Annotated in this window: 21 protein-coding genes; 10 read left to right on the forward strand and 11 right to left on the reverse strand. The window is 62.5% G+C overall.

What is annotated here, in order from left to right:
• Positions 1 to 24 precede the first annotated feature (24 nt).
• From ACT53S_RS09650 to pth, 3 genes are read left to right on the forward strand one after another with little or no spacing between them, the layout of a single operon-like run.
• Positions 25 to 2,403: an EAL domain-containing protein gene (locus tag ACT53S_RS09650; protein WP_476066808.1), complete on the forward strand. Its 2,379-nt coding sequence runs from the start codon at positions 25 to 27 to the stop codon at positions 2,401 to 2,403.
• Between the two features lie 25 nt (positions 2,404 to 2,428).
• Positions 2,429 to 3,169 (forward strand): substrate-binding periplasmic protein, encoded by a 741-nt coding sequence (locus ACT53S_RS09655; RefSeq protein ID WP_476066809.1) that lies wholly within the window; start codon positions 2,429 to 2,431, stop codon positions 3,167 to 3,169.
• A 53-nt stretch (positions 3,170 to 3,222) separates the two neighbouring features.
• On the forward strand, positions 3,223 to 3,954 hold the full coding sequence (gene pth / locus ACT53S_RS09660; protein WP_476066810.1) for an aminoacyl-tRNA hydrolase: 732 nt from the start codon (positions 3,223 to 3,225) through the stop codon (positions 3,952 to 3,954).
• Positions 3,955 to 3,996: 42 nt separating this feature from the next.
• On the opposite strand, the gene ACT53S_RS09665 is transcribed toward pth, so the two are convergent.
• The gene (locus ACT53S_RS09665; protein ID WP_476066811.1) at positions 3,997 to 4,563 is read right to left on the reverse strand and encodes a TetR/AcrR family transcriptional regulator; all 567 of its coding nucleotides are present in this window, start codon (positions 4,561 to 4,563) and stop codon (positions 3,997 to 3,999) included.
• Positions 4,564 to 4,757: 194 nt separating this feature from the next.
• Between ACT53S_RS09665 and ACT53S_RS09670 the strand changes: the two genes are divergently transcribed.
• Positions 4,758 to 5,156: a RidA family protein gene (locus tag ACT53S_RS09670; protein WP_476066812.1), complete on the forward strand. Its 399-nt coding sequence runs from the start codon at positions 4,758 to 4,760 to the stop codon at positions 5,154 to 5,156.
• 182 nt (positions 5,157 to 5,338) lie between these two features.
• Here the strand turns inward: ACT53S_RS09670 and clpS are convergent, their stop codons facing one another.
• Positions 5,339 to 5,647: an ATP-dependent Clp protease adapter ClpS gene (gene clpS / locus ACT53S_RS09675; protein ID WP_113375356.1), complete on the reverse strand. Its 309-nt coding sequence runs from the start codon at positions 5,645 to 5,647 to the stop codon at positions 5,339 to 5,341.
• Positions 5,648 to 5,758: 111 nt separating this feature from the next.
• Between clpS and ychF the strand changes: the two genes are divergently transcribed.
• On the forward strand, positions 5,759 to 6,862 hold the full coding sequence (gene ychF, locus ACT53S_RS09680) for a redox-regulated ATPase YchF (protein ID WP_110790915.1): 1,104 nt from the start codon (positions 5,759 to 5,761) through the stop codon (positions 6,860 to 6,862).
• Positions 6,863 to 6,934: 72 nt separating this feature from the next.
• Here ychF and ACT53S_RS09685 read toward each other — a convergent pair whose 3' ends face one another.
• Positions 6,935 to 7,141: a YgaP family membrane protein gene (locus ACT53S_RS09685; RefSeq protein WP_476066813.1), complete on the reverse strand. Its 207-nt coding sequence runs from the start codon at positions 7,139 to 7,141 to the stop codon at positions 6,935 to 6,937.
• A 90-nt stretch (positions 7,142 to 7,231) separates the two neighbouring features.
• Positions 7,232 to 7,894 carry a Crp/Fnr family transcriptional regulator gene (locus ACT53S_RS09690; RefSeq protein ID WP_476066814.1) on the reverse strand — a complete coding sequence of 221 codons (663 nt, stop codon included), beginning with the start codon at positions 7,892 to 7,894 and terminating at the stop codon, positions 7,232 to 7,234.
• 63 nt (positions 7,895 to 7,957) lie between these two features.
• On the opposite strand from ACT53S_RS09690, the gene ACT53S_RS09695 reads away from it, so the two are divergent.
• From ACT53S_RS09695 to ACT53S_RS09715, 5 genes are read left to right on the forward strand one after another with little or no spacing between them, the layout of a single operon-like run.
• Positions 7,958 to 8,428, forward strand: coding sequence for a MaoC family dehydratase (locus tag ACT53S_RS09695; RefSeq protein ID WP_476066815.1), 471 nt, complete (start codon positions 7,958 to 7,960; stop codon positions 8,426 to 8,428).
• On the forward strand, positions 8,425 to 8,913 hold the full coding sequence (locus tag ACT53S_RS09700; protein ID WP_113375352.1) for a MaoC/PaaZ C-terminal domain-containing protein: 489 nt from the start codon (positions 8,425 to 8,427) through the stop codon (positions 8,911 to 8,913). The genes ACT53S_RS09695 and ACT53S_RS09700 overlap by 4 nt, the downstream gene beginning before the upstream one ends.
• Entirely contained in the window at positions 8,910 to 9,386 is a 477-nt protein-coding gene (locus ACT53S_RS09705) for a glutathione peroxidase (RefSeq protein WP_113375351.1), read from the forward strand. The genes ACT53S_RS09700 and ACT53S_RS09705 overlap by 4 nt, the downstream gene beginning before the upstream one ends.
• 5 nt (positions 9,387 to 9,391) lie before the next feature.
• Positions 9,392 to 10,219 (forward strand): AraC family transcriptional regulator, encoded by an 828-nt coding sequence (locus ACT53S_RS09710; RefSeq protein WP_476066816.1) that lies wholly within the window; start codon positions 9,392 to 9,394, stop codon positions 10,217 to 10,219.
• A 40-nt stretch (positions 10,220 to 10,259) separates the two neighbouring features.
• The gene (locus ACT53S_RS09715) at positions 10,260 to 10,868 is read left to right on the forward strand and encodes a LysE family translocator (RefSeq protein ID WP_476066817.1); all 609 of its coding nucleotides are present in this window, start codon (positions 10,260 to 10,262) and stop codon (positions 10,866 to 10,868) included.
• A 48-nt stretch (positions 10,869 to 10,916) separates the two neighbouring features.
• Here ACT53S_RS09715 and ACT53S_RS09720 read toward each other — a convergent pair whose 3' ends face one another.
• The 7 genes from ACT53S_RS09720 to ACT53S_RS09750 form a co-directional block, all read right to left on the reverse strand.
• Complete coding sequence (locus ACT53S_RS09720; protein WP_142067891.1) at positions 10,917 to 11,459, reverse strand: adenine phosphoribosyltransferase; 543 nt, start codon at positions 11,457 to 11,459, stop codon at positions 10,917 to 10,919.
• Between the two features lie 119 nt (positions 11,460 to 11,578).
• A complete protein-coding gene (locus tag ACT53S_RS09725) occupies positions 11,579 to 12,457 on the reverse strand; it encodes a cytochrome c1 (protein WP_113375347.1) in 879 nt (292 codons plus the stop codon).
• Between the two features lie 26 nt (positions 12,458 to 12,483).
• A complete protein-coding gene (locus ACT53S_RS09730; protein ID WP_113375346.1) occupies positions 12,484 to 13,794 on the reverse strand; it encodes a cytochrome b N-terminal domain-containing protein in 1,311 nt (436 codons plus the stop codon).
• Positions 13,795 to 13,808: 14 nt separating this feature from the next.
• A complete protein-coding gene (gene petA, locus ACT53S_RS09735) occupies positions 13,809 to 14,387 on the reverse strand; it encodes a ubiquinol-cytochrome c reductase iron-sulfur subunit (RefSeq protein WP_113375577.1) in 579 nt (192 codons plus the stop codon).
• A 335-nt stretch (positions 14,388 to 14,722) separates the two neighbouring features.
• Positions 14,723 to 16,594, reverse strand: coding sequence for an ABC transporter ATP-binding protein (locus tag ACT53S_RS09740; protein WP_476066818.1), 1,872 nt, complete (start codon positions 16,592 to 16,594; stop codon positions 14,723 to 14,725).
• A 92-nt stretch (positions 16,595 to 16,686) separates the two neighbouring features.
• Positions 16,687 to 17,109, reverse strand: coding sequence for a DMT family transporter (locus tag ACT53S_RS09745; RefSeq protein WP_142067888.1), 423 nt, complete (start codon positions 17,107 to 17,109; stop codon positions 16,687 to 16,689).
• Positions 17,110 to 17,574 (reverse strand): DMT family transporter, encoded by a 465-nt coding sequence (locus ACT53S_RS09750; protein WP_476066819.1) that lies wholly within the window; start codon positions 17,572 to 17,574, stop codon positions 17,110 to 17,112.
• Between the last annotated feature and the right edge of the window lie 156 nt (positions 17,575 to 17,730).

Raw genomic sequence — 17,730 nt, forward strand, 5'->3', positions numbered from 1 at the left:
TTTCCCGGTTGAGCCAGGATCGCGATGACCCGCTCGGTCGAAAGCCGCTTCCTGGCCATTGTCGCGATCACGATCTTCATCCTGGTCGTGCCGCTCTTCGGCCTGTTCCTTTCGCTGGCAACCGAACGCGCCTCGCGCGAGTTGCAGCAGAGCCTCGACGTGGTCATTGCCGCCAATGCCCAGGCTCTCGCCAAGCCCCTGTGGGACTTTGACCGGGAGAGCGTCGAACAGATCACCGCGACCATCGTCTCCAACGGCATGATCAGCCGGGTCACCGTGAAGGACCTCTCCGGCGACATCGCGGTGTCCATGCCAGCTCTGCCGAAATGGCCGAAGAACGGTCTGGAGAGTATCAGCCGGGAGATCTATTACCGGGCGCTCGAAGGACCCAAGCTGGTTGGCACGATCACGCTCTACTACAGCCGCATCGGCATGTTCTCCTCGTTGCGCCAGGCCGAAGTGCTTCTGATCGGCATCTTCATGCTGGCAGTCATCGGCGTCGTTGGTGCCGCCGTCGTCGGCAACCGCATCATGGTCATGAAACCCCTGTTGAAGCTGACGGCCGCCATCGAGGCCACCCGTCAACTCGGCTCCCGCCATCATGTCGACTGGCAGTCGAATGACGAAATCGGCCGCCTTGCGCGCAGCTTCAATGCCATGCAGATCAAGCTCGAACGGGAAGAGAGCGAACTGAAGCTCGCCCATCGCCGCTCGACCGACATCTACAACACCACACCCGCCATGCTGTTCTCTCTCGACGAGGAGGACCGCATCACCGGCGTCAGCGACTACTGGCTCCTCGCCACCGGCTACAAGCGCCACGAAATCGTTGGCCGGCGCTTCATCGAGCTTGTCCCGCCGGCCGCCCAGGGTGCCTATACCGATCGCAAGAAGACCCGCTCGCTGGCCGGCGTGCAGGAGGCAACCACCCGGTTCGTCTGTGCCGATGGCCGCATCATGGACGTCCTGATTGCCGAATCCAGTCGGGAATCGGAAGGTGAGACCGACGCTCTGTCGCTCAGCGTCATGACCGATGTCACCGCGCTCAAGCAGTCGGAGGAGCGAAACCACCGTCAGGCCATCACCGACCATCTGACGGGCCTCAGCAATCGCCAAGGTTTTGAAAGCGCACTCGACCGTGAGATCCGAACGACCGACGCCGCCGGCGAGGAACTGGCCTGCATCTTCGTCGACCTGGACCGCTTCAAGTGGATCAACGACAATCTCGGCCACCAGGCCGGCGACGAAGTCCTCCGCACCTTCGTCGAGCGCATGAACGCGCTGTTGCCGCAGGGCGCGACCGCCGCCCGCCTCGGCGGCGACGAATTCGCCATCCTCGTTCGCGCCGGCCAGGCGGAGCCGGTCGCTCAGGATCTCAGCGCCCGCCTCTGCGACCTCTTCATCGACCCGATGATGATCGAAGGCACCAGCGTCCGGCTCAGCGCCAGCATCGGGATTGCGCTCTACCCGCGCCACGCCGGCAATGCCGCCGAACTTCTGCAGAAATCCGACATGGCGATGTACAGCAAGAAGCGCGACGGCAAGAACGGCGCACAGCTCTACGATCCCCAGCTGCAGGACCACACGCGCCAGCGCGCCGAAATCGAGCACGATATCGAAGAGGGACTCGCACGCGACTGGTTCGATGCCTTCTTCCAGCCGATCGTCCAGGTGGATAGCGGCCGCGTCGTCGGCTACGAGGCGCTGATGCGTCTGGTGCATCCGGAACGCGGGATCATGCCCCCTGCCCCTCTGATCGCCGTTGCCGAGGAAACAGGGGCGATCACCCGGCTCGGCGGCCAGATTCTGGAAAAGGCTCTCGCCAATCTCGCCCGCCTCAGCGAAGCGTCGGGCGACCACGACGCCTATCTGGCGATCAACTTTTCACCGCTGCAGTTCGACCCCTCGCTTCCCGTGCGCCTGGCGGCGCTGACCAGCGGATATGGCATCGCACCGAAGCGCATCGTCATCGAGATCACCGAAGCGACGCTGCTGCACGACAACCCGCAGATCCGCACGATCCTCGACGAATTCAGCCGCTACGGCTACCGCCTCGCGCTCGACGATTTTGGTACAGGCTATTCCTCGCTGAGCTACCTGAACCGCTTTCCTGTCGACATCGTCAAGATCGACCAGTCCTTCATCCGTGCGCTTGCGGACGAGAACCCGGAGCTGCGACACAAGAGCCGCATGCTCGTCGAAGGCATCACGGCGATCTCGCACAAGATGGAATGCACCGTCGTTGCCGAAGGCATCGAAACCGAGGAACAGCGCCGGATCCTCGCAGACTTCGGCGTCGATTACGGTCAGGGCTACTTCTTCGCCCGGCCCCAGGCCGTGGCGACACTCATCGATCAAAGCACCGTGCTGCCGACCCGCAACTTAAAGGTCTCGGCGGGCTGACAGACTGCAAAAGGAGGGAACCGCCATGAAAGTGCTTGCCATCCTGCTGTCCCTGGCGGCAACACCGCTCGCCGCCGCCGAAGCCGTCCATTTCACCACGGAAGACTATCCGCCCTACAATTTCCGCGAAGGAGAACAGATCAGGGGCGCGGGCTACGATCAGGTGTTGCTGATGATGAAAAAGATCGGCGTGCCCTACTCGATCGAGATGATGCCCTGGGCACGGGCGATTGCACTCGCCGAAACCACGCCGATGCACTGCGTCTTCACAACAGCCCATATCCCCGAACGCGACGGGCGATTCACCTGGATCGAGCCTCTCGCGATCGGCCGGAACCTCATGGTCGGTCGCAAGGGAAGCGGCATCGATGTGAAGACCATCGATCAGGCGAAGGACTACACCGTCGGCACCCAGCGCGACGATTACACGGAAACCTTGCTCAAGGAGCAGGGCTTCACCAAGATCGACCTGGCAAGCGACATCAAGCTCAACCTCAAAAAGCTCGAAAGCGGACGGATCGACCTGATGCCGCTCGATGAGCAGCACTACGTCGCCCTCGAAAAGTCTGGCGAGCCGATCGAATTCAAGTTCATCTTCACCCAGCAGACCTTTTCGATCGCCTGCCATGCGGATTTTCCCGACGAGCTGAGGCAGCGCATGCAGGTCGCCCTTGATGGCCTGATCGCCGACGGCACGCAGGCAAAGATCCTCGCAAGCTACGGCCTCGACAAGGCAAAACTGCCGGAAGTGGCTGCGAACCCTTGACATCGGTGCCGTTTCGCGGTGGGGAAAGCCCAGTCTGAGAAACGGGACACACGATGATCATCCTGGCAGGGCTCGGCAATCCCGGGTCGAAATACGAGCGCAACCGCCACAATATCGGCTTCATGGCCGTGGACGCCATCAAGGCGCGTCACGGCTTTTCGCCCTGGGCAAAAAAGTTCAAGGCCGAGATATCCGAGGGAACGATCGCTGAGGAAAAGGTTCTGCTGATCAAGCCGCAGACCTTCATGAACCTGTCGGGCGAAAGCGTCGGCGAGGCCATGCGCTTCTACAAGCTCGGCCCGGAAGCGATCACCGCCATCTATGACGAGCTCGATCTCCTGCCCGGCAAGGCCCGCATCAAGACCGGCGGCGGCCATGGCGGCCACAACGGCATCAAGTCGCTCGACGCCCATTGCGGCCAGAATTACCGCCGCCTGCGCCTCGGCATCGGCCATCCCGGCGACAAGTCCCGCGTCCAGGGTCATGTGCTCGGTGACTTCGGCAAGCTCGACGCCGAATGGCTCGATCCGCTCCTCGAAGCCCTCGCCGACAATGCCGACATGCTGGTGCGGGGCGAGGATTCCCAGCTCCTCAACAAGCTGGCACTGGCGACCGGCTCGAAGCCGGAAGAGGACAAACCCGCCAAGGCGCCCAAACCCGCCAAGCCCGCAGCCCAGTCCCACATCCGCCAGGCGCGCGGCAACCTGCAGCAGCCGAAAAAGCTGCCGGAAACGGGGCCGATGGCCGATATGCTGAAGAAGCTGTTTGGCCCGAAGGGGGATTGAGGGCCGATCGCTTGATGGTCACGAACTGCCGTGCATGCTGTCTCAGCGACGCGCGAGCAATCCGTCGACCAGCAGGCGAAACGCCTGTTGCGCCTTGGGAAGAACGGTTTCCGGCTCGTTGCTGGCGGCGATCCACATCGCGGCGTTGAGAGCCGCACCGCTGATCAGCCGAGCTGCGGCTTCCGCATCCACCGGCTTCAACACGCCCTCCCCCATCAGCGTCTCGATCGCCTGCCGGGTCACCTGCAGACAGGAATTCTGGCTTGGCCAACGCGACGGATCGCCCAGCACCGCGGGCCCGTCGAGCAGCACGATCCGCTGCACTTCCGGATCGAGCGCCATCTCGATGAAAGCGGCCCCTTCGGCAAGAAGCGCATCCCATCCCGTGCCCGCCGCAGCACCGCGCGCCTTGGCTTTTTCGGCCATCTCGGTATCGATCTGGTCGACCACCGCAGCGAACAAGCCCCGCTTGTCCCCGAAATTGTGGTAGAGCGCACCACGCGTCAGCCCCGCCTCTGCGGTGAGCGCATCCATGGAGGCATCTGCAAAGCCCTTGTCCGCAAAGGCCCTGCGGGCCGCTGCGATCAGCTTGCCCCGATTTTCCGCCATGCTCTCAGACCGCGTTCGTTTCACGGCGCCCTCCAAATTTTACATACGCCGCGTATGCGGATTTGACATACGTCGCGTATGCCTGTAGTCATGCATACGCAACGTATATGAAATCATTGCATGACAGCCAAGCGGCATTTCGCCGGCCCGGAGCCTCGGGTCGGAGTGGCGCCGCATGCCCGAAAGGAGCCCAAATGACACGCCCGACCCCCGTCTTCCCTGCCGATCGGCACGCCCTCTACGAAGCGCACGGCTATTCCGCTGCCATCCGCAGCGGCGACATGCTCTTCGTCTCCGGCCAGGTGGGCAGCCGTCCGGACGGCACACCCGAGCCGGATTTCGAAGCTCAGGTTCGCCGCGCCTTCGCCAATCTCGAAGCGACGCTCACCGCCGCCGGCTGCACCTTCGCCGACCTCGTTGACGTCACAAGTTTTCACACGGACCCGGAAAAACAGTTCGAGACGATCATGAAGGTCAAGTCGGAAATCTTCCCCGCCCAGCCCTATCCGAACTGGACGGCAATAGGCGTCAACTGGCTCGCCGGCTTCGATTTTGAAATCAAGGTGATTGCGCGAATTCCGCCGGCATCCTGATCAACCGTCGGCCTCGCCCCGACCAATACGGCGGCCTTCAATATCTCTTGAAGCAACTAGCGCTGAGACAAACGCAAAGCTTTGCTCTCCCCCCGTGTGGGGGAGATGTCACGCAGTGACAGAGGGGGATATCCCGACGCGCGTTCCTCGATCCGACAGGACGACGCAAATATCCCGCGTCCTCATTCCTCCGGCTCCGCCGTAAACAACAGCGGCATGCCCGCCTCCTTGGCGAGATCCATGGCCTCAGCAATCTTCGTTTCGGCAATCTCCCGCGTGCAGACGACGACCACCGCCGAGCCGAACCGATGCGCCGTCATCATGACGCGGTTGCCCGTCTCCTCGCTCATCCGGAACACCACCTTCAACACGATGGTGACGAATTCGCGCGGGGTATAATCGTCATTGTGCAGGATGACCTTGTAGAGCCGCGGCTTTTCCACCTTCGGCTTGGTCTCCGTCTTCGGCGTCAGCACCGTATCCTTCGCCATGCATCCTCCGGCAACTTCAGGGCCTCTCAGGCCCGTAACACTTGACCATATCCCTCCTATACCCCATAGGCGTGGGCAACGAAAATCCATCCCGAACAGGTATAGAGAGCCATGGGCTTCAAATGCGGTATCGTCGGGCTGCCGAATGTCGGCAAGTCCACTCTTTTCAACGCGCTGACCAAGACGGCAGCCGCCCAGGCAGCGAACTACCCCTTCTGCACGATCGAACCGAACACCGGTGAAGTGGCCGTTCCCGATCCGCGCATGAAGAAGCTCGCCGACATCGCCGGCTCCAAGGAAATCATCCCGACCCGCATCTCCTTCGTCGACATCGCCGGCCTCGTGCGCGGCGCCTCGAAGGGCGAAGGCCTCGGCAACAAGTTCCTCGCCAACATCCGCGAAGTCGATGCCGTGGTTCACGTGCTGCGCTGCTTCGAAGACGATGACATCACCCATGTCGAAGGCAAGATCGACCCGGTCGGCGATGCCGACACGATCGAGACCGAGCTGATGCTCGCCGACCTCGAAAGCCTGGAGCGCCGCGTCGAGCAGACCCGCAAGCGCGCAGCCTCCAAGGACAAGGATTCGGTCGCCCAACTGCCGATCATGGAACAGGTGGTCAAGCTCCTGCAGGACGGCAAACCCGCCCGACTGCTGTTGAAGACGCTGGCCCCGGAAGAAATCGAGATCCTCAAGGGTCTGAACCTTCTGACCTCGCATCCGGTCCTCTATGTCTGCAACGTCGCCGAAGGTGATGCCGCAACCGGCAACAAGCACACCGAAGCCGTCGCCAAGATGGCCGCCGAACAGGGCGCCGAATGCGTCATCATCTCGGCTGCCATCGAAGCAGAAGTCGCCCAGCTGCCGGAAGAGGAAGCGACCGAGTTCCTCTCGGCCCTCGGCCTAGACGAAGCCGGCCTCGACCGCCTGATCCGCGCCGGTTATCACCTCCTGGACCTGATCACCTATTTCACCGTCGGCCCGAAGGAATGCCGCGCCTGGACCATCGTCCGCGGCACCAAGGCACCGGCCGCAGCCGGCGTCATCCACACCGATTTCGAACGCGGCTTCATCCGCGCCTTCACCATCTCCTATGACGACTACATCGCCTACAAGGGCGAAGTCGGCGCCAAGGAAGCCGGCAAAGGCCGCGACGAAGGCAAGGAATATGTCGTGCATGACGGCGACGTCATCCACTTCCGCTTCAACACCTGAAGCGCGACAAGGCGAACGACGAAAGGCCGCGATCCCTCGCGGCCTTTTTGCGTTTTAGGGAGGTGGAAAGCCTCAGACCCGTTTCACCGGGCAGGTTGAGAGGCCGAGGATCGAATAGAGCGGGCAGCTCGACATCAGGCCGGTCAAGAGCGGCACCACCCCGATCAGCGTGTAGTAGCGCCACCATGCGCCCGGATAGATGAAGAAGAGCGACAGGAGCACGAGCCCGGCAACGATGCGCAGGACGCGGTCGAGACCGCCGACATTCTTGGCAAACATGATTTTTCCCTCCGTTGATCTAACGATAGGGCGAGTTTAGGCCTCCGAGCCGTCCCCGTCCGTGACTAAGTCACCGGAATGAAGAACTTCTCAGGATTCGGCTGCCTTTGCCATGCGCGCCATTTCACTGCGGTCGACGATCCGGATCTCACCGCGCTCGTTCGCCACCACGCCCTTGGAGGCCAGCGCCTCCAGCCGCCGCGATACCACTTCGCGTGCCGTACCGATTACGACCGCCAGCTCCTGATGCGTCAGCGCGACCCTGCCCTCCCCGTCGCCACGCTCCAGCAGCGCATGTGCAAGCCGCTGCTCGACCTTCACGAAGGCCACCTGTTCGAGCACGAACATCAGATCGCTTAGCCGGTCGGCAAAAGCCTTGAAAACGAAGTGTCGGAAACCGGCAGACTGGGCAATCAGCCGCTCCACCATGGCAGGCGGCACCATCACCGCCACGAGATCGCTTTCGGCGACCGCCTCGCCCGAATAGAGCGCACCGCCGAGAACGCCAAGTGTTGTCTGCACACAGGTCTCGCCGGGTGTAACGGAATAGAGCAGCAGTTCGCGCCCGCTCCGACCATTGAGATAGACGCCGATTTTGCCCGAAAGCAGGAGCACGAAGGCTTGCGCCGCATCCCCCGGTCGAAACAGCGTGGTGCGAACCGGCACATGCACCGGTTTCAGCGCCTGAAGCTCCAGCCTCGCTTCCGCGTCGATGCCGGAGAGAAAGCCGGCCTGATCTGTCCAACCCACCATGGACCACCTCACGATTCCCGCTTATGACCATAGCCACTGGCAGTGCGTTGGAGAACATGTTGCATGCAGGATGACAGGCTTCACTACGAGGACTTTACCGAGGGCCGCAGCTTTGCGCTTGGACCACGCCTGGTCACCGCCGAGGAGATCATCGAATTCGCCCGCGAATTCGATCCGCAGCCCATGCATCTCTCCGAAGAAGCCGGCAAGGCGAGCATTCTCGGCGGCCTCTCCGCCTCCGGCTGGCATACGTCCAGCCTCTTCATGCGCCTGATGATCGACGCCTATGTACTGAAAGCCGCCTCCGAAGGCGCGCCCGGCATCGAATTCATGCAGTGGCGGAAGCCCGTGCTGGCAGGCGACACGCTCTCCGGCCAGTCGGTGGTCGAGGAAACCCGCGTCATGCGCTCGCGACCGCATCTCGGCATCGTCACCTTCGGTCATGAATTGAAGAACCAGCGCGGCGAAACCGTGCTGAAGGCCCGCAACGCCGTCATGGTCCGTCGCCGCGAAGCCGTGGAGGTGTCGGCATGAAGCTGCTGGACATCTACCCCGCCGGCACTCGGCTCGAACTTGGCTCGGTCACCTTCACGGCAGACGACATCATCCGCTTTGCCGAAAAATTCGACCCCCAGCCCTTCCATGTCGACCCCGAGGCCGCGAAGGCCTATGTCTTCGGCGCGCTCTGCGCCTCCGGCTGGCACACCTGCGCCAATTGGATGAAGAGCTTCATCGGCTTCATCACGCGCGAGATTACGCGGCTGCAGGCGGAGGGGATCGCCCCGCCGAAGCTCGGCCCGTCCCCCGGCTTTGCCGAGCTGCAATGGCTGAAACCGGTCTATGCCGGCGATACGATCACCTTCTTCATGACCCCGATCGACAGCCGCACCGTCCAGGGCCGCCATCGCTACATCCTGAATTCCGCCCTCTCCGAAGGCGTCAACCAGAACGGCGAACCCGTGCTGCGTTTCAAAAGCAATCTGATCGAATTTTTCCCCGACGAGGAGCAAGCTGAATGACCGTGCACGACTTCACCATGACCACCATCGACGGCACCGAGCGCAGCCTGAGCGACTACGCCGGCAAGGTGCTGCTGATCGTCAACACTGCAAGTGCCTGCGGCCTGACCCCGCAATACGAAGGGCTGGAAGCCCTCTACAAGACCCACCCCGATCTCGTCGTCCTCGGCTTCCCCTGCAACCAGTTCGGCGCCCAGGAACCCGGCACGGAAAAGGAAATCGCCCTCTTCTGTGAAACCCAATTCGCCGTGACGTTCCCGCTCTTCGCCAAGATCGAGGTCAACGGATCCGGCACGCACCCGCTCTACGCCTATCTGAAGGCGGAAACGCCGGGGAGCGAACAGGGCCAGGAAATCGGCTGGAACTTCGCGAAATTCCTCATCGGCCGCGACGGCAAGCCGATCGCCCGCTATTCGCCACGCACGGCACCCGCCGACCTTAAGGCGGATATCACCGCCGCCCTCGCCGGCTGACTGCCATGGTCGACTTCCGCTTCCATCCGACACCCCTTGCCGGCCTGGAAGCGGTCTCGGCCACGAGCGCCCATGTCTTTTCCAAACACACGCACGATACCTATGGCATCGGTTTTTTGACCGCGGGCGGCCAGATCTCGGCCTCCGGCCGCGGCCAGGTCGAGGCGGAAGCGGGCCAGCTGATCACCGTCAACCCCGGCGAAGTGCATGACGGCGCCCCGCTCGGCCGGACAGCCCGCAGCTGGCACATGCTCTACATCACACCGGATCTCGTCGCGGACTGTCTGTCAGACCTCGCCTCGACCACGACGGACCTGGAATTCCAGTTTCCCGTCTTCGCCGATCCGGCGATCTGCGCCCTGCTCTCATTCCTCCATCACCGGCTGGACGATGAGGATGCCTCAGCCGATGCTGAGACCTTCCAGGAAGCACTCGTCCTGCTCCTCGGCAAGACCCTGAGCCGCCGCGCGGTCGCGCCGCTCCCCCTACCGGACTCGATCCGTCGTGCTCGCCATCGCCTGGACGTCGATCCTGCCGACGCCGCAGATCTGCAGGCTCTCGCCCGTGAGGCGGGCTTGAGCCGCTTCCAGCTCATCCGCGCCTTCCTCCGCCACACGGGGCTGACGCCGCATGCCTATCACATGCAGCGCCGCGCGCTCCTCAGCCGGCGCCTGCTGGCGGAAGGCATGGCCCCGGCAGAGGTCGCAGCCGCCTGCGGCTATGTCGACCAGAGCCACATGCACCGCGAATTCCGCCGCCGCTTCGGCCTCACACCCGGCGCCTACCGCAGCGCCTGGCTGCGCTGCAATCCTGTACAAGACCGCAAGTTCTGAACCGCACACAGTCTCTCCCGCAAACCGCAGGAGACACTGCATGACCCTCGACTTCCTTCTGACCACATTGATCATCGTCGCGACGCCAGGCACGGGCGCGCTCTGTACGCTGGCAGCAGCCCTTGGCGGCGGCCGCCGCAGCGCGATCATCGCCGCCTTTGGCTGCACGCTCGGCATCATCCCGCACATGCTGGCCGCCGCCCTCGGCCTGGCCGCCCTCGTCGCCGCCGAGCCCCGGCTCTTCGAGGCCATCCGCTATGCCGGCATCGCCTATCTCGTCTGGATGGCGATCGGGCTGTGGCGCAGCGGCCTTGCGGCCGATCCCGCAGCTGAGCCGCGCCAGGAGGCCTGGCGGATCATCCGCAAGGCGGTGCTGATCAACCTCCTGAACCCCAAGCTCTCGCTGTTCTTCCTCGCCTTCCTGCCACAATTCGTCACGCCGGCAGACCCAGCACCCCTTGTCACGATGACCCTTCTGAGCCTCGTCTTCATGGCCGTGACTTTCGTCGTATTCGCGCTCTACGGTGTCGCCGCATCAGGCATGCGACAGGGGCTCGTCACACGCCCCCGCAGGATGCGCGCCGTCAACCGCCTCCTGTCCGGCGGATTTCTCGTGATGGCGGGAAAACTCGCCCTGGCGCAACGCTAGGCGAGCACAAAGAGCACCGGCCAAGTGGCGGCCGGTCCGTCGAGGGGCTCAGTGCCCCTCGAATTCCACCAGCGTGCGCACTTCGACCCCGAGCGCTTCGAGCTTCTTGCGGCCGCCGAGCTCCGGCAGATCGATGACGAAGCAGGCCGAAACGACATCGGCACCGATCTGGCGCAGCAACTGCACGGCACCGACAGCCGTACCGCCGGTCGCAATCAGGTCGTCGACCAGGATCACCTTCTCGCCGGGCTTGACCGCATCCATATGGATTTCCATCTCGTCGACGCCGTATTCCAGGCTATAGGCGATCCGGACCGTTTCATGCGGCAGCTTGCCCTTCTTGCGGATCGGCACGAAGCCGGCCGACAGCTGGTGCGCAACCGCTCCACCCAGGATGAAGCCGCGTGCTTCCATACCCGCGATCTTGTCGACCTTCAGCCCCACATAAGGCTGCACCAGCTCATCGACCGCCCGCCGGAACGCCCGCGCATCGCCGAGCAGCGTGGTGATGTCGCGGAAGATGATCCCGGGCTTCGGGTAGTCCGGAATGGAGCGAATGGAATTGGTCAGGTCAGAAGAAATCTTGGTCATTGAGCATCCGGATATCGGGGAAAGAGAAGTTGCGCGGACCATACCAAGATCGGCGGGCCCTCCCAACAAAAAAGGCGGCCCGAAGACCGCCTTTTCCGAATTCGACCGATCGTATTCGATCAATGTTCCTTGTTCGCGTAGACCGACTTCTTCGTCAGGTAGATCAGCGCCGTGAAGATGGCGAGGAAGACCATGACCATAAAGCCCATGCGCTTGCGCTCTTCCAGATGCGGCTCGGCGGCCCACATCAGGAACGCAGCCACGTCCTGGGAATACTGGTCCAGCGTCTCCGGCGTGCCGTCGTCATAGGTCACCTGACCATCCGACAGCGGCGGCGCCATGGCGAGAGCCGCAGCACTGACGAAATACGGGTTGAAGTGCGTGCCTTCAGCAACGGTCACGCCTTCCGGCGGTTCCTGGTACCCGGTCAGCAGCGCATGGATATAGTCCGGGCCGCCCTGCTGGTACTGAGTGAAGATGTCGAACACGAACTGCGGGAACCCGCGGGTCACGCCGCGCGCCTTGGCGATCAGCGAGAAGTCCGGCGGAGCTGCACCATTGTTGGCGGCAGCGGCTGCTTCCTTGTTCGGGAACGGCGACGGGAAGTAGTCGGACGGCACAGCCTTGCGGGTGTACATCTCGCCGTCGGCGTTCGGGCCGTCCTGCACTTCGTATTCGCCCGCGAAAGCCTTCACCTGTTCTTCCGAATAGCCCAGCTCTTCCAGCGTGCGGAAGGAGACAAGCTTCATCGAATGGCAGGCAGAACAGACTTCCTTGTAGATCTTCAGGCCGCGCTGCAGCTGGCCCTTGTCATAGGTGCCGAAGGGGCCGGCGAAGCTCCAGTCCATTTCCTTGGGCTTGAGGATCGGGTAGTGACCGCTCTTGGCGGCATGCTCGACCGCATGCTCGAGGGCGGCGCCCTCTTCAGCGGCCGAAGCGTGGCCGGCAAAGCCGGCCATCGAAGCGATGAGCGCGATGCTCGTGAGAAGCTTCTTCATTGTTCTTGTTTCCCTCTCTCGCGCAATCAGGCTTGGACAGCGGCGGACTTGCCGCTCTTTTCGAGAACCGCCTCGGTGATCGAGTTCGGGATGCGCTTCGGCGTCTCGAACAGACCCAGCAACGGCATGATCACGAGGAAGAAGCCGAAGTAATAGGCGGTACCGAGCTGCGAATAACCGACATAGTTGCCGACGAACTCGCCGCGGAACAGGAGGCCGAACAGACCGGAGCCTTCCGCCGGCATGGCGCCAAGCCAGCCGAGCAGGATCGAGTTGGCAACGAAGACCCAGAAGAACAGCTTGTACCAGGGGCGGTACACGGCCGAGCGAACCTTCGACGTATCGAGCCAGGGCAGGAAGAACAGGACGATGATCGCACCGAACATCACCAGAACGCCACCGAGCTTCGAGTCGATCGGGCCGATGTTGAAGGTGATCGCGCGCAGCATGGCGTAGAACGGCAGGAAGTACCATTCCGGAACGATATGGGCAGGCGTCTTCAGGGCGTCAGCCGGAATGTAGTTGTCCGGATGGCCGAGATAGTTCGGCATGTAGAAGACGAACCAGGCGAAGACCAAAAGGAAGACCGACACGCCGAAGGCGTCCTTGAGCGTCGCATAAGGCGTGAACGCGACGGTATCGGTCTTGGACTTGACTTCGACGCCGGTCGGGTTGGTCTGACCGGTGACGTGCAGCGCCCAGACGTGCAGGATGACGACGCCGGCGATCATGAACGGCAGCAGGTAATGCAGCGCGAAGAAGCGGTTCAGCGTCGGATTGTCAACGGCGAAGCCACCGAGCAGGAACTGCTGGATCCACTCGCCGACCCAGGGGAAGGCGGTAAAGAAGCCGGTGATGACGGTCGCGCCCCAGAAGGACATCTGACCCCAGGGCAGAACATAGCCCATGAACGCCGTTGCCATCATCAGCAGGAAGATGACAACGCCGAGAATCCAGAGGATTTCGCGCGGCGCCTTGTAGGAACCGTAGTAGAGACCACGAGCAATGTGCAGATAGACGGCGATGAAGAAGAACGACGCGCCGTTGGCATGCATGTAGCGCAGCAGCCAACCATTGTTGACGTCGCGCATGATCTTTTCGACGGAGTTGAAGGCAACCGTCGTTTCAGCGGCATAATGCATGGCGAGCACGACGCCGGTCAGGATCTGCACGATGAGCATCACCGAGAGCATGGCGCCGAAGGTGTAGGCATAGTTCAGGTTGCGGGGAACCGGATAGGCGACAAAGCTGTCATAGACGAGGCGCGGCAGCGGCAGGCGCGCGTCGATCCACTTTTCAACGCCGGTGGACGGCTGGTAACTGGAATGGCCACTCATATTGTCTTATCCCCTCAGCCGATCTTGATCACAGTATCGGAAACGAAGCCATAGGTCGGAACAGCGAGGTTCGCGGGCGCCGGACCCTTACGGATACGGCCGGCCGTATCGTAGTGCGAACCGTGGCAGGGACAGAACCAGCCACCGAAATCGCCGGCCTGACCGAGCGGCACGCAACCGAGATGGGTGCAGGAACCGATCATGACGATCCAGTTTTCCTTGCCCTCGCCGGCGGAACGGGCGACGTCGGTCGCTTCTGCCGTCGGATCGATGTTGGCGTTGCGGGCAACCGGATCCTTGAGGTCGGCGAGAGCAACAGCCTTGCCTTCTTCGACTTCCTTGTCGGTGCGGTTACGGATGAAAACCGGCTTGCCGCGCCACTTGACGGTCAGCGACATGCCCGGCTCGAGCGCCGACACGTCCACTTCGATCGAAGCGAGCGCGAGCGTCGAGGCATCCGGGCGCATTTGGTCGATGAAGGGCCAGGCGACCGAAACCGCACCAACCGCTCCGGCCATGCCGGTCACCATGTAGAGAAAATCGCGGCGCGTAGGCTCGCCCGCATGTTCAGTCGTCGTCTCGTGTTCGCTCACGGTCACTTTTTCCTCTTCGCAATCCTGCGACAAACCGCATTTGCCCCCGCAGCGGGAATCACAGTTCGGCCATGTCATGGCCACAGATTCCCCGCCAGATTGGCGCGTTCTAAGCTTGATATTCCAATCTGTCCAGTCTTCCCCCTTGGGGGAGCCACTATGTCGCGGAATAAATTGGCTTTGTCCCCATGCGGCTTATAGCCACGCGTCACTGCGGCTGACCCAGGTCAGGAAGGGAGATGGCGCGGACAGGGTAGATGACATCTGTCAAGCAGCGGGCGCGATAAGCCCCGATGCAACAGGCGTGGCGGTCCGCCGTCCTGCAGATGGCGCCGTCAGCCGACCGTTTCGGTGGTTCGCGTGTCGAGAAAGCCGCCCGACTGGCGCGCCCAGAGTTCCGAATAGAGACCGCCGAGCGCCACCAAATCCGAATGCGTCCCCTCCTCGATGATCCGGCCCTTGTCCATCACGACCAGTCGGTCGAGCGCCGCGATCGTCGACAGGCGGTGGGCGATGGCAAGCACCGTCTTGCCCTGCATGAGACGGTCGAGATTGGATTGGATCGCCGCCTCCACCTCGCTGTCGAGCGCAGAGGTCGCCTCGTCCAGCACCAGGATCGGCGCGTCCTTCAGCATGACGCGGGCAATCGCGATGCGCTGGCGCTGACCGCCGGACAACTTGACGCCGCGCTCGCCGACATGGGCATCGAAGCCTTTGCGTCCCCGCTGGTCTTCCAGACGCTGGATGAAATCCAGCGCTTCGGCTCGTTCCGCCGCCTTGATCAGGCGGTCTTCGCCGGCATCTTCGCGGCCGAACAGGATGTTGTCGCGGATTGAGCGATGCAGGAGTGCCGTGTCCTGGGTGACCATGCCGATCTGTGAGCGCAGGCTCTCCTGGGTGGCCTGGGCGATATCTTGCCCGTCGATCAGGATCCTGCCCCCTTCGAGGTCGTAGAAGCGCAGGAGAAGATTGACCAGCGTCGACTTGCCCGCCCCCGAGCGGCCGACGATCCCGACCTTCTCACCCGGTCGGATCGAAAGCGTCAGGTGGTCGATCGCGCCCTTCTTGCGGCCATAATGGAAGGTCACGTCCTCGAAACGGATCTCCGGCGAGCGCACGGCGAGCGTCTTCGCGTCCGGGGCATCCACGAGCCCAATTGGCTTAGCCACAAGCTCCGCCGAGTTCTGGATCGTGCCGATGTTGCGCATGATGCTGTTGAGCTGCGTCATCATCCGCCCGAGCAGCATGTTGAGCCTGAGCACGAGACCGAGCGTGAAGGCGACGCCACCCGCCGTCACCGCTCCGGCAAACCACAGATCGACGGAGAGCAGCGCGACCATCAGGATCATCACACCCGACAGGATGGCAAGCGAAGACCGCACGCCGGTCAGGAGGCGTGCAAAGGGCCGGAGCGTATCCTGGAAACGGTCGAAACCCGCGCGGATATAGTGATCGTTCTGCCGCTCCCGGCCGAACAGCTTCAGTGTCTGGATGTTCGAATAGCTGTCGACAAGCCGGCCGTTCAACATTGAGGCCGCCTCCGCCGTCTCCTTGGCGTGTTTGCGGATCTTCGGCACGAAGTAGCGGGCAAGAGCCATGAAGATGACGACCCAGGACCCGATGATGGCCGCAAGCCGCCAGTCGAGTTGCGCAACCAGCGCCATGGTCGAGACCGTGTAGATCACCATGAACCAGACGACCTGGAGGAGCGAGGTCAGAAGATCGCCCGTCGATTGCCCGGCAGACCAGACCTTCGTGACGATCCGTCCGGCAAAGTCGTTCTGGAAGAAGGAGAGCGACTGGCGGCTGACATGCACATGCGCCTGCCAGCGGACGAGATTGAAGAAGTTGAGAACGATCACCTGCTCTTCGACCAGCGCCCCGATCGTGACGACCAGGAAACGGCCGATGAGCACGATCAAGGCCATGGCAAGCAGCTCGAGCCCGTGGGCAGCAATCAGCCCATCCCACCCGGTATCCTTCGGCACGGTATCCAGAAGATCGACCAGCCGCCCGACGAACCAGAACAACCCCGCCTCCAGCATCGCGACGGCACCGCCGAACAAGGCCATGAGCAGGAAGGCAAACTTGGCCTGCCGCACATAAAACCAGACGAAGGCAGCGGTCTTCTCCGGCGGCCTGAGGTCGTCGGACCGCGCGAAGGGATCAAGCCAGTTCTCAAAGAGGCGTGCGATGGATTGGAACATGCCTTGCGATATAGGCGGTTTACCCGTCATGGCAAAGCAATTGGCGCCGATGCGGAATTACAATTTCTCCATATCCAGGGCGCGCGGGGTGGTCACCGCGAAAAGCGCGTCAGATAGATCCCGAATATGATCAGCGCGACGCCGGCAGGCTGGCCTAGATGAAACTCCGCAGTGCCGCGCAGATAATCGATCAGGAGACCCGTGATCATCTGCGACCCGATGATCAGAAGGCCCGAACGTGCCGCGCCCAGGCGCGGGAAGACGTAGGAACTGATTGCCACGAAGAAGGCGCCGATGACCCCGCCGAAGAAGAAGAAGGCAGGCGTCTCTCCAAGAAGCGGCAAGCCCACGCGGTGGAGGAAGACGATGTAGACACTCAACAGCAGGAAGCCGATCGCGTGGTTCCAGACCGAGGCGACGAAAGGTCCCTTTGTCATCGTCAGGCGGCCGTTGATCGACCGGCTCATTCCGACGACGGCGCCTCCAAGTAGCGCGATGGCGATGGAGCCAAGCATTCAGACCCCTTTCGAAAAAATGAGCAGGGCACTGCCGCCGATCACGCAGGCCGCCGACAGGAAGTCGAACCGGTTCAGTGCGCGCTGCGGCGTGCCGAACAGACCAAACTGATCCGACAGGAGACCGAAGAGAATCTGCCCGACAAGCAACAGAGACAGGCCACCGGCCAGCGCGAGTTCGGAATTGACGGCAATGGAGCTGAGGGCCACGGCAAAGGCACCCGGTGCGCCGCCGAAATAGCTCCAGAGCGGTGTTCGCGCCGCGATCTTGATCCGACCCGCCTTGCGACCGACGGCGAGATTGGCCATCAGCAGGACGAAGGCCGCAGCAGCGCCCACGCCATGCACCACCCAGGAGGCGGTAAACGGAGTTGTATGGGCGGCAAGCCCGCTGTTGATGGTCACCATGGTGGCAAGCAGCGCGCCGGCCAGAATGGCCCATACCCAGTCTATGTATTTCAGCATGAAGTATCGCGGTCTGATGCCGCCCCGTGATCGCGTGATCGAAAGTCACCCCGCATAGCGACCTCGGGGGCCATGACACAAGCCAATTCAATGAATGAAACGATCAGCGCCATGAATTGCCTCGGCGCCAGATGAAAGAGGGAGGCATCGCTGCCT

It is taken from the genome of Allorhizobium sp. DMC15, from assembly GCF_056314065.1.

Excerpts from the sequence above, each read along its gene's own strand:
- ACT53S_RS09750 (WP_476066819.1), bottom strand. The coding sequence starts at position 17,574 with ATGCTGAAATACATAGACTGGGTATGGGCCATTCTGGCCGGCGCGCTG.
- ACT53S_RS09655 (WP_476066809.1), top strand. The coding sequence starts at position 2,429 with ATGAAAGTGCTTGCCATCCTGCTGTCCCTGGCGGCAACACCGCTCGCC.
- ACT53S_RS09670 (WP_476066812.1), top strand. The coding sequence starts at position 4,758 with ATGACACGCCCGACCCCCGTCTTCCCTGCCGATCGGCACGCCCTCTAC.
- ACT53S_RS09695 (WP_476066815.1), top strand. The coding sequence starts at position 7,958 with ATGCAGGATGACAGGCTTCACTACGAGGACTTTACCGAGGGCCGCAGC.
- ACT53S_RS09705 (WP_113375351.1), top strand. The coding sequence starts at position 8,910 with ATGACCGTGCACGACTTCACCATGACCACCATCGACGGCACCGAGCGC.
- clpS (WP_113375356.1), bottom strand. The coding sequence starts at position 5,647 with ATGGCGAAGGATACGGTGCTGACGCCGAAGACGGAGACCAAGCCGAAG.
- ACT53S_RS09720 (WP_142067891.1), bottom strand. The coding sequence starts at position 11,459 with ATGACCAAGATTTCTTCTGACCTGACCAATTCCATTCGCTCCATTCCG.
- ACT53S_RS09665 (WP_476066811.1), bottom strand. The coding sequence starts at position 4,563 with ATGGCGGAAAATCGGGGCAAGCTGATCGCAGCGGCCCGCAGGGCCTTT.
- ychF (WP_110790915.1), top strand. The coding sequence starts at position 5,759 with ATGGGCTTCAAATGCGGTATCGTCGGGCTGCCGAATGTCGGCAAGTCC.
- ACT53S_RS09650 (WP_476066808.1), top strand. The coding sequence starts at position 25 with ATGACCCGCTCGGTCGAAAGCCGCTTCCTGGCCATTGTCGCGATCACG.
- ACT53S_RS09700 (WP_113375352.1), top strand. The coding sequence starts at position 8,425 with ATGAAGCTGCTGGACATCTACCCCGCCGGCACTCGGCTCGAACTTGGC.
- ACT53S_RS09740 (WP_476066818.1), bottom strand. The coding sequence starts at position 16,594 with ATGTTCCAATCCATCGCACGCCTCTTTGAGAACTGGCTTGATCCCTTC.
- ACT53S_RS09690 (WP_476066814.1), bottom strand. The coding sequence starts at position 7,894 with ATGGTGGGTTGGACAGATCAGGCCGGCTTTCTCTCCGGCATCGACGCG.
- ACT53S_RS09710 (WP_476066816.1), top strand. The coding sequence starts at position 9,392 with ATGGTCGACTTCCGCTTCCATCCGACACCCCTTGCCGGCCTGGAAGCG.
- ACT53S_RS09745 (WP_142067888.1), bottom strand. The coding sequence starts at position 17,109 with ATGCTTGGCTCCATCGCCATCGCGCTACTTGGAGGCGCCGTCGTCGGA.
- ACT53S_RS09685 (WP_476066813.1), bottom strand. The coding sequence starts at position 7,141 with ATGTTTGCCAAGAATGTCGGCGGTCTCGACCGCGTCCTGCGCATCGTT.
- ACT53S_RS09730 (WP_113375346.1), bottom strand. The coding sequence starts at position 13,794 with ATGAGTGGCCATTCCAGTTACCAGCCGTCCACCGGCGTTGAAAAGTGG.
- pth (WP_476066810.1), top strand. The coding sequence starts at position 3,223 with ATGATCATCCTGGCAGGGCTCGGCAATCCCGGGTCGAAATACGAGCGC.
- ACT53S_RS09715 (WP_476066817.1), top strand. The coding sequence starts at position 10,260 with ATGACCCTCGACTTCCTTCTGACCACATTGATCATCGTCGCGACGCCA.
- ACT53S_RS09725 (WP_113375347.1), bottom strand. The coding sequence starts at position 12,457 with ATGAAGAAGCTTCTCACGAGCATCGCGCTCATCGCTTCGATGGCCGGC.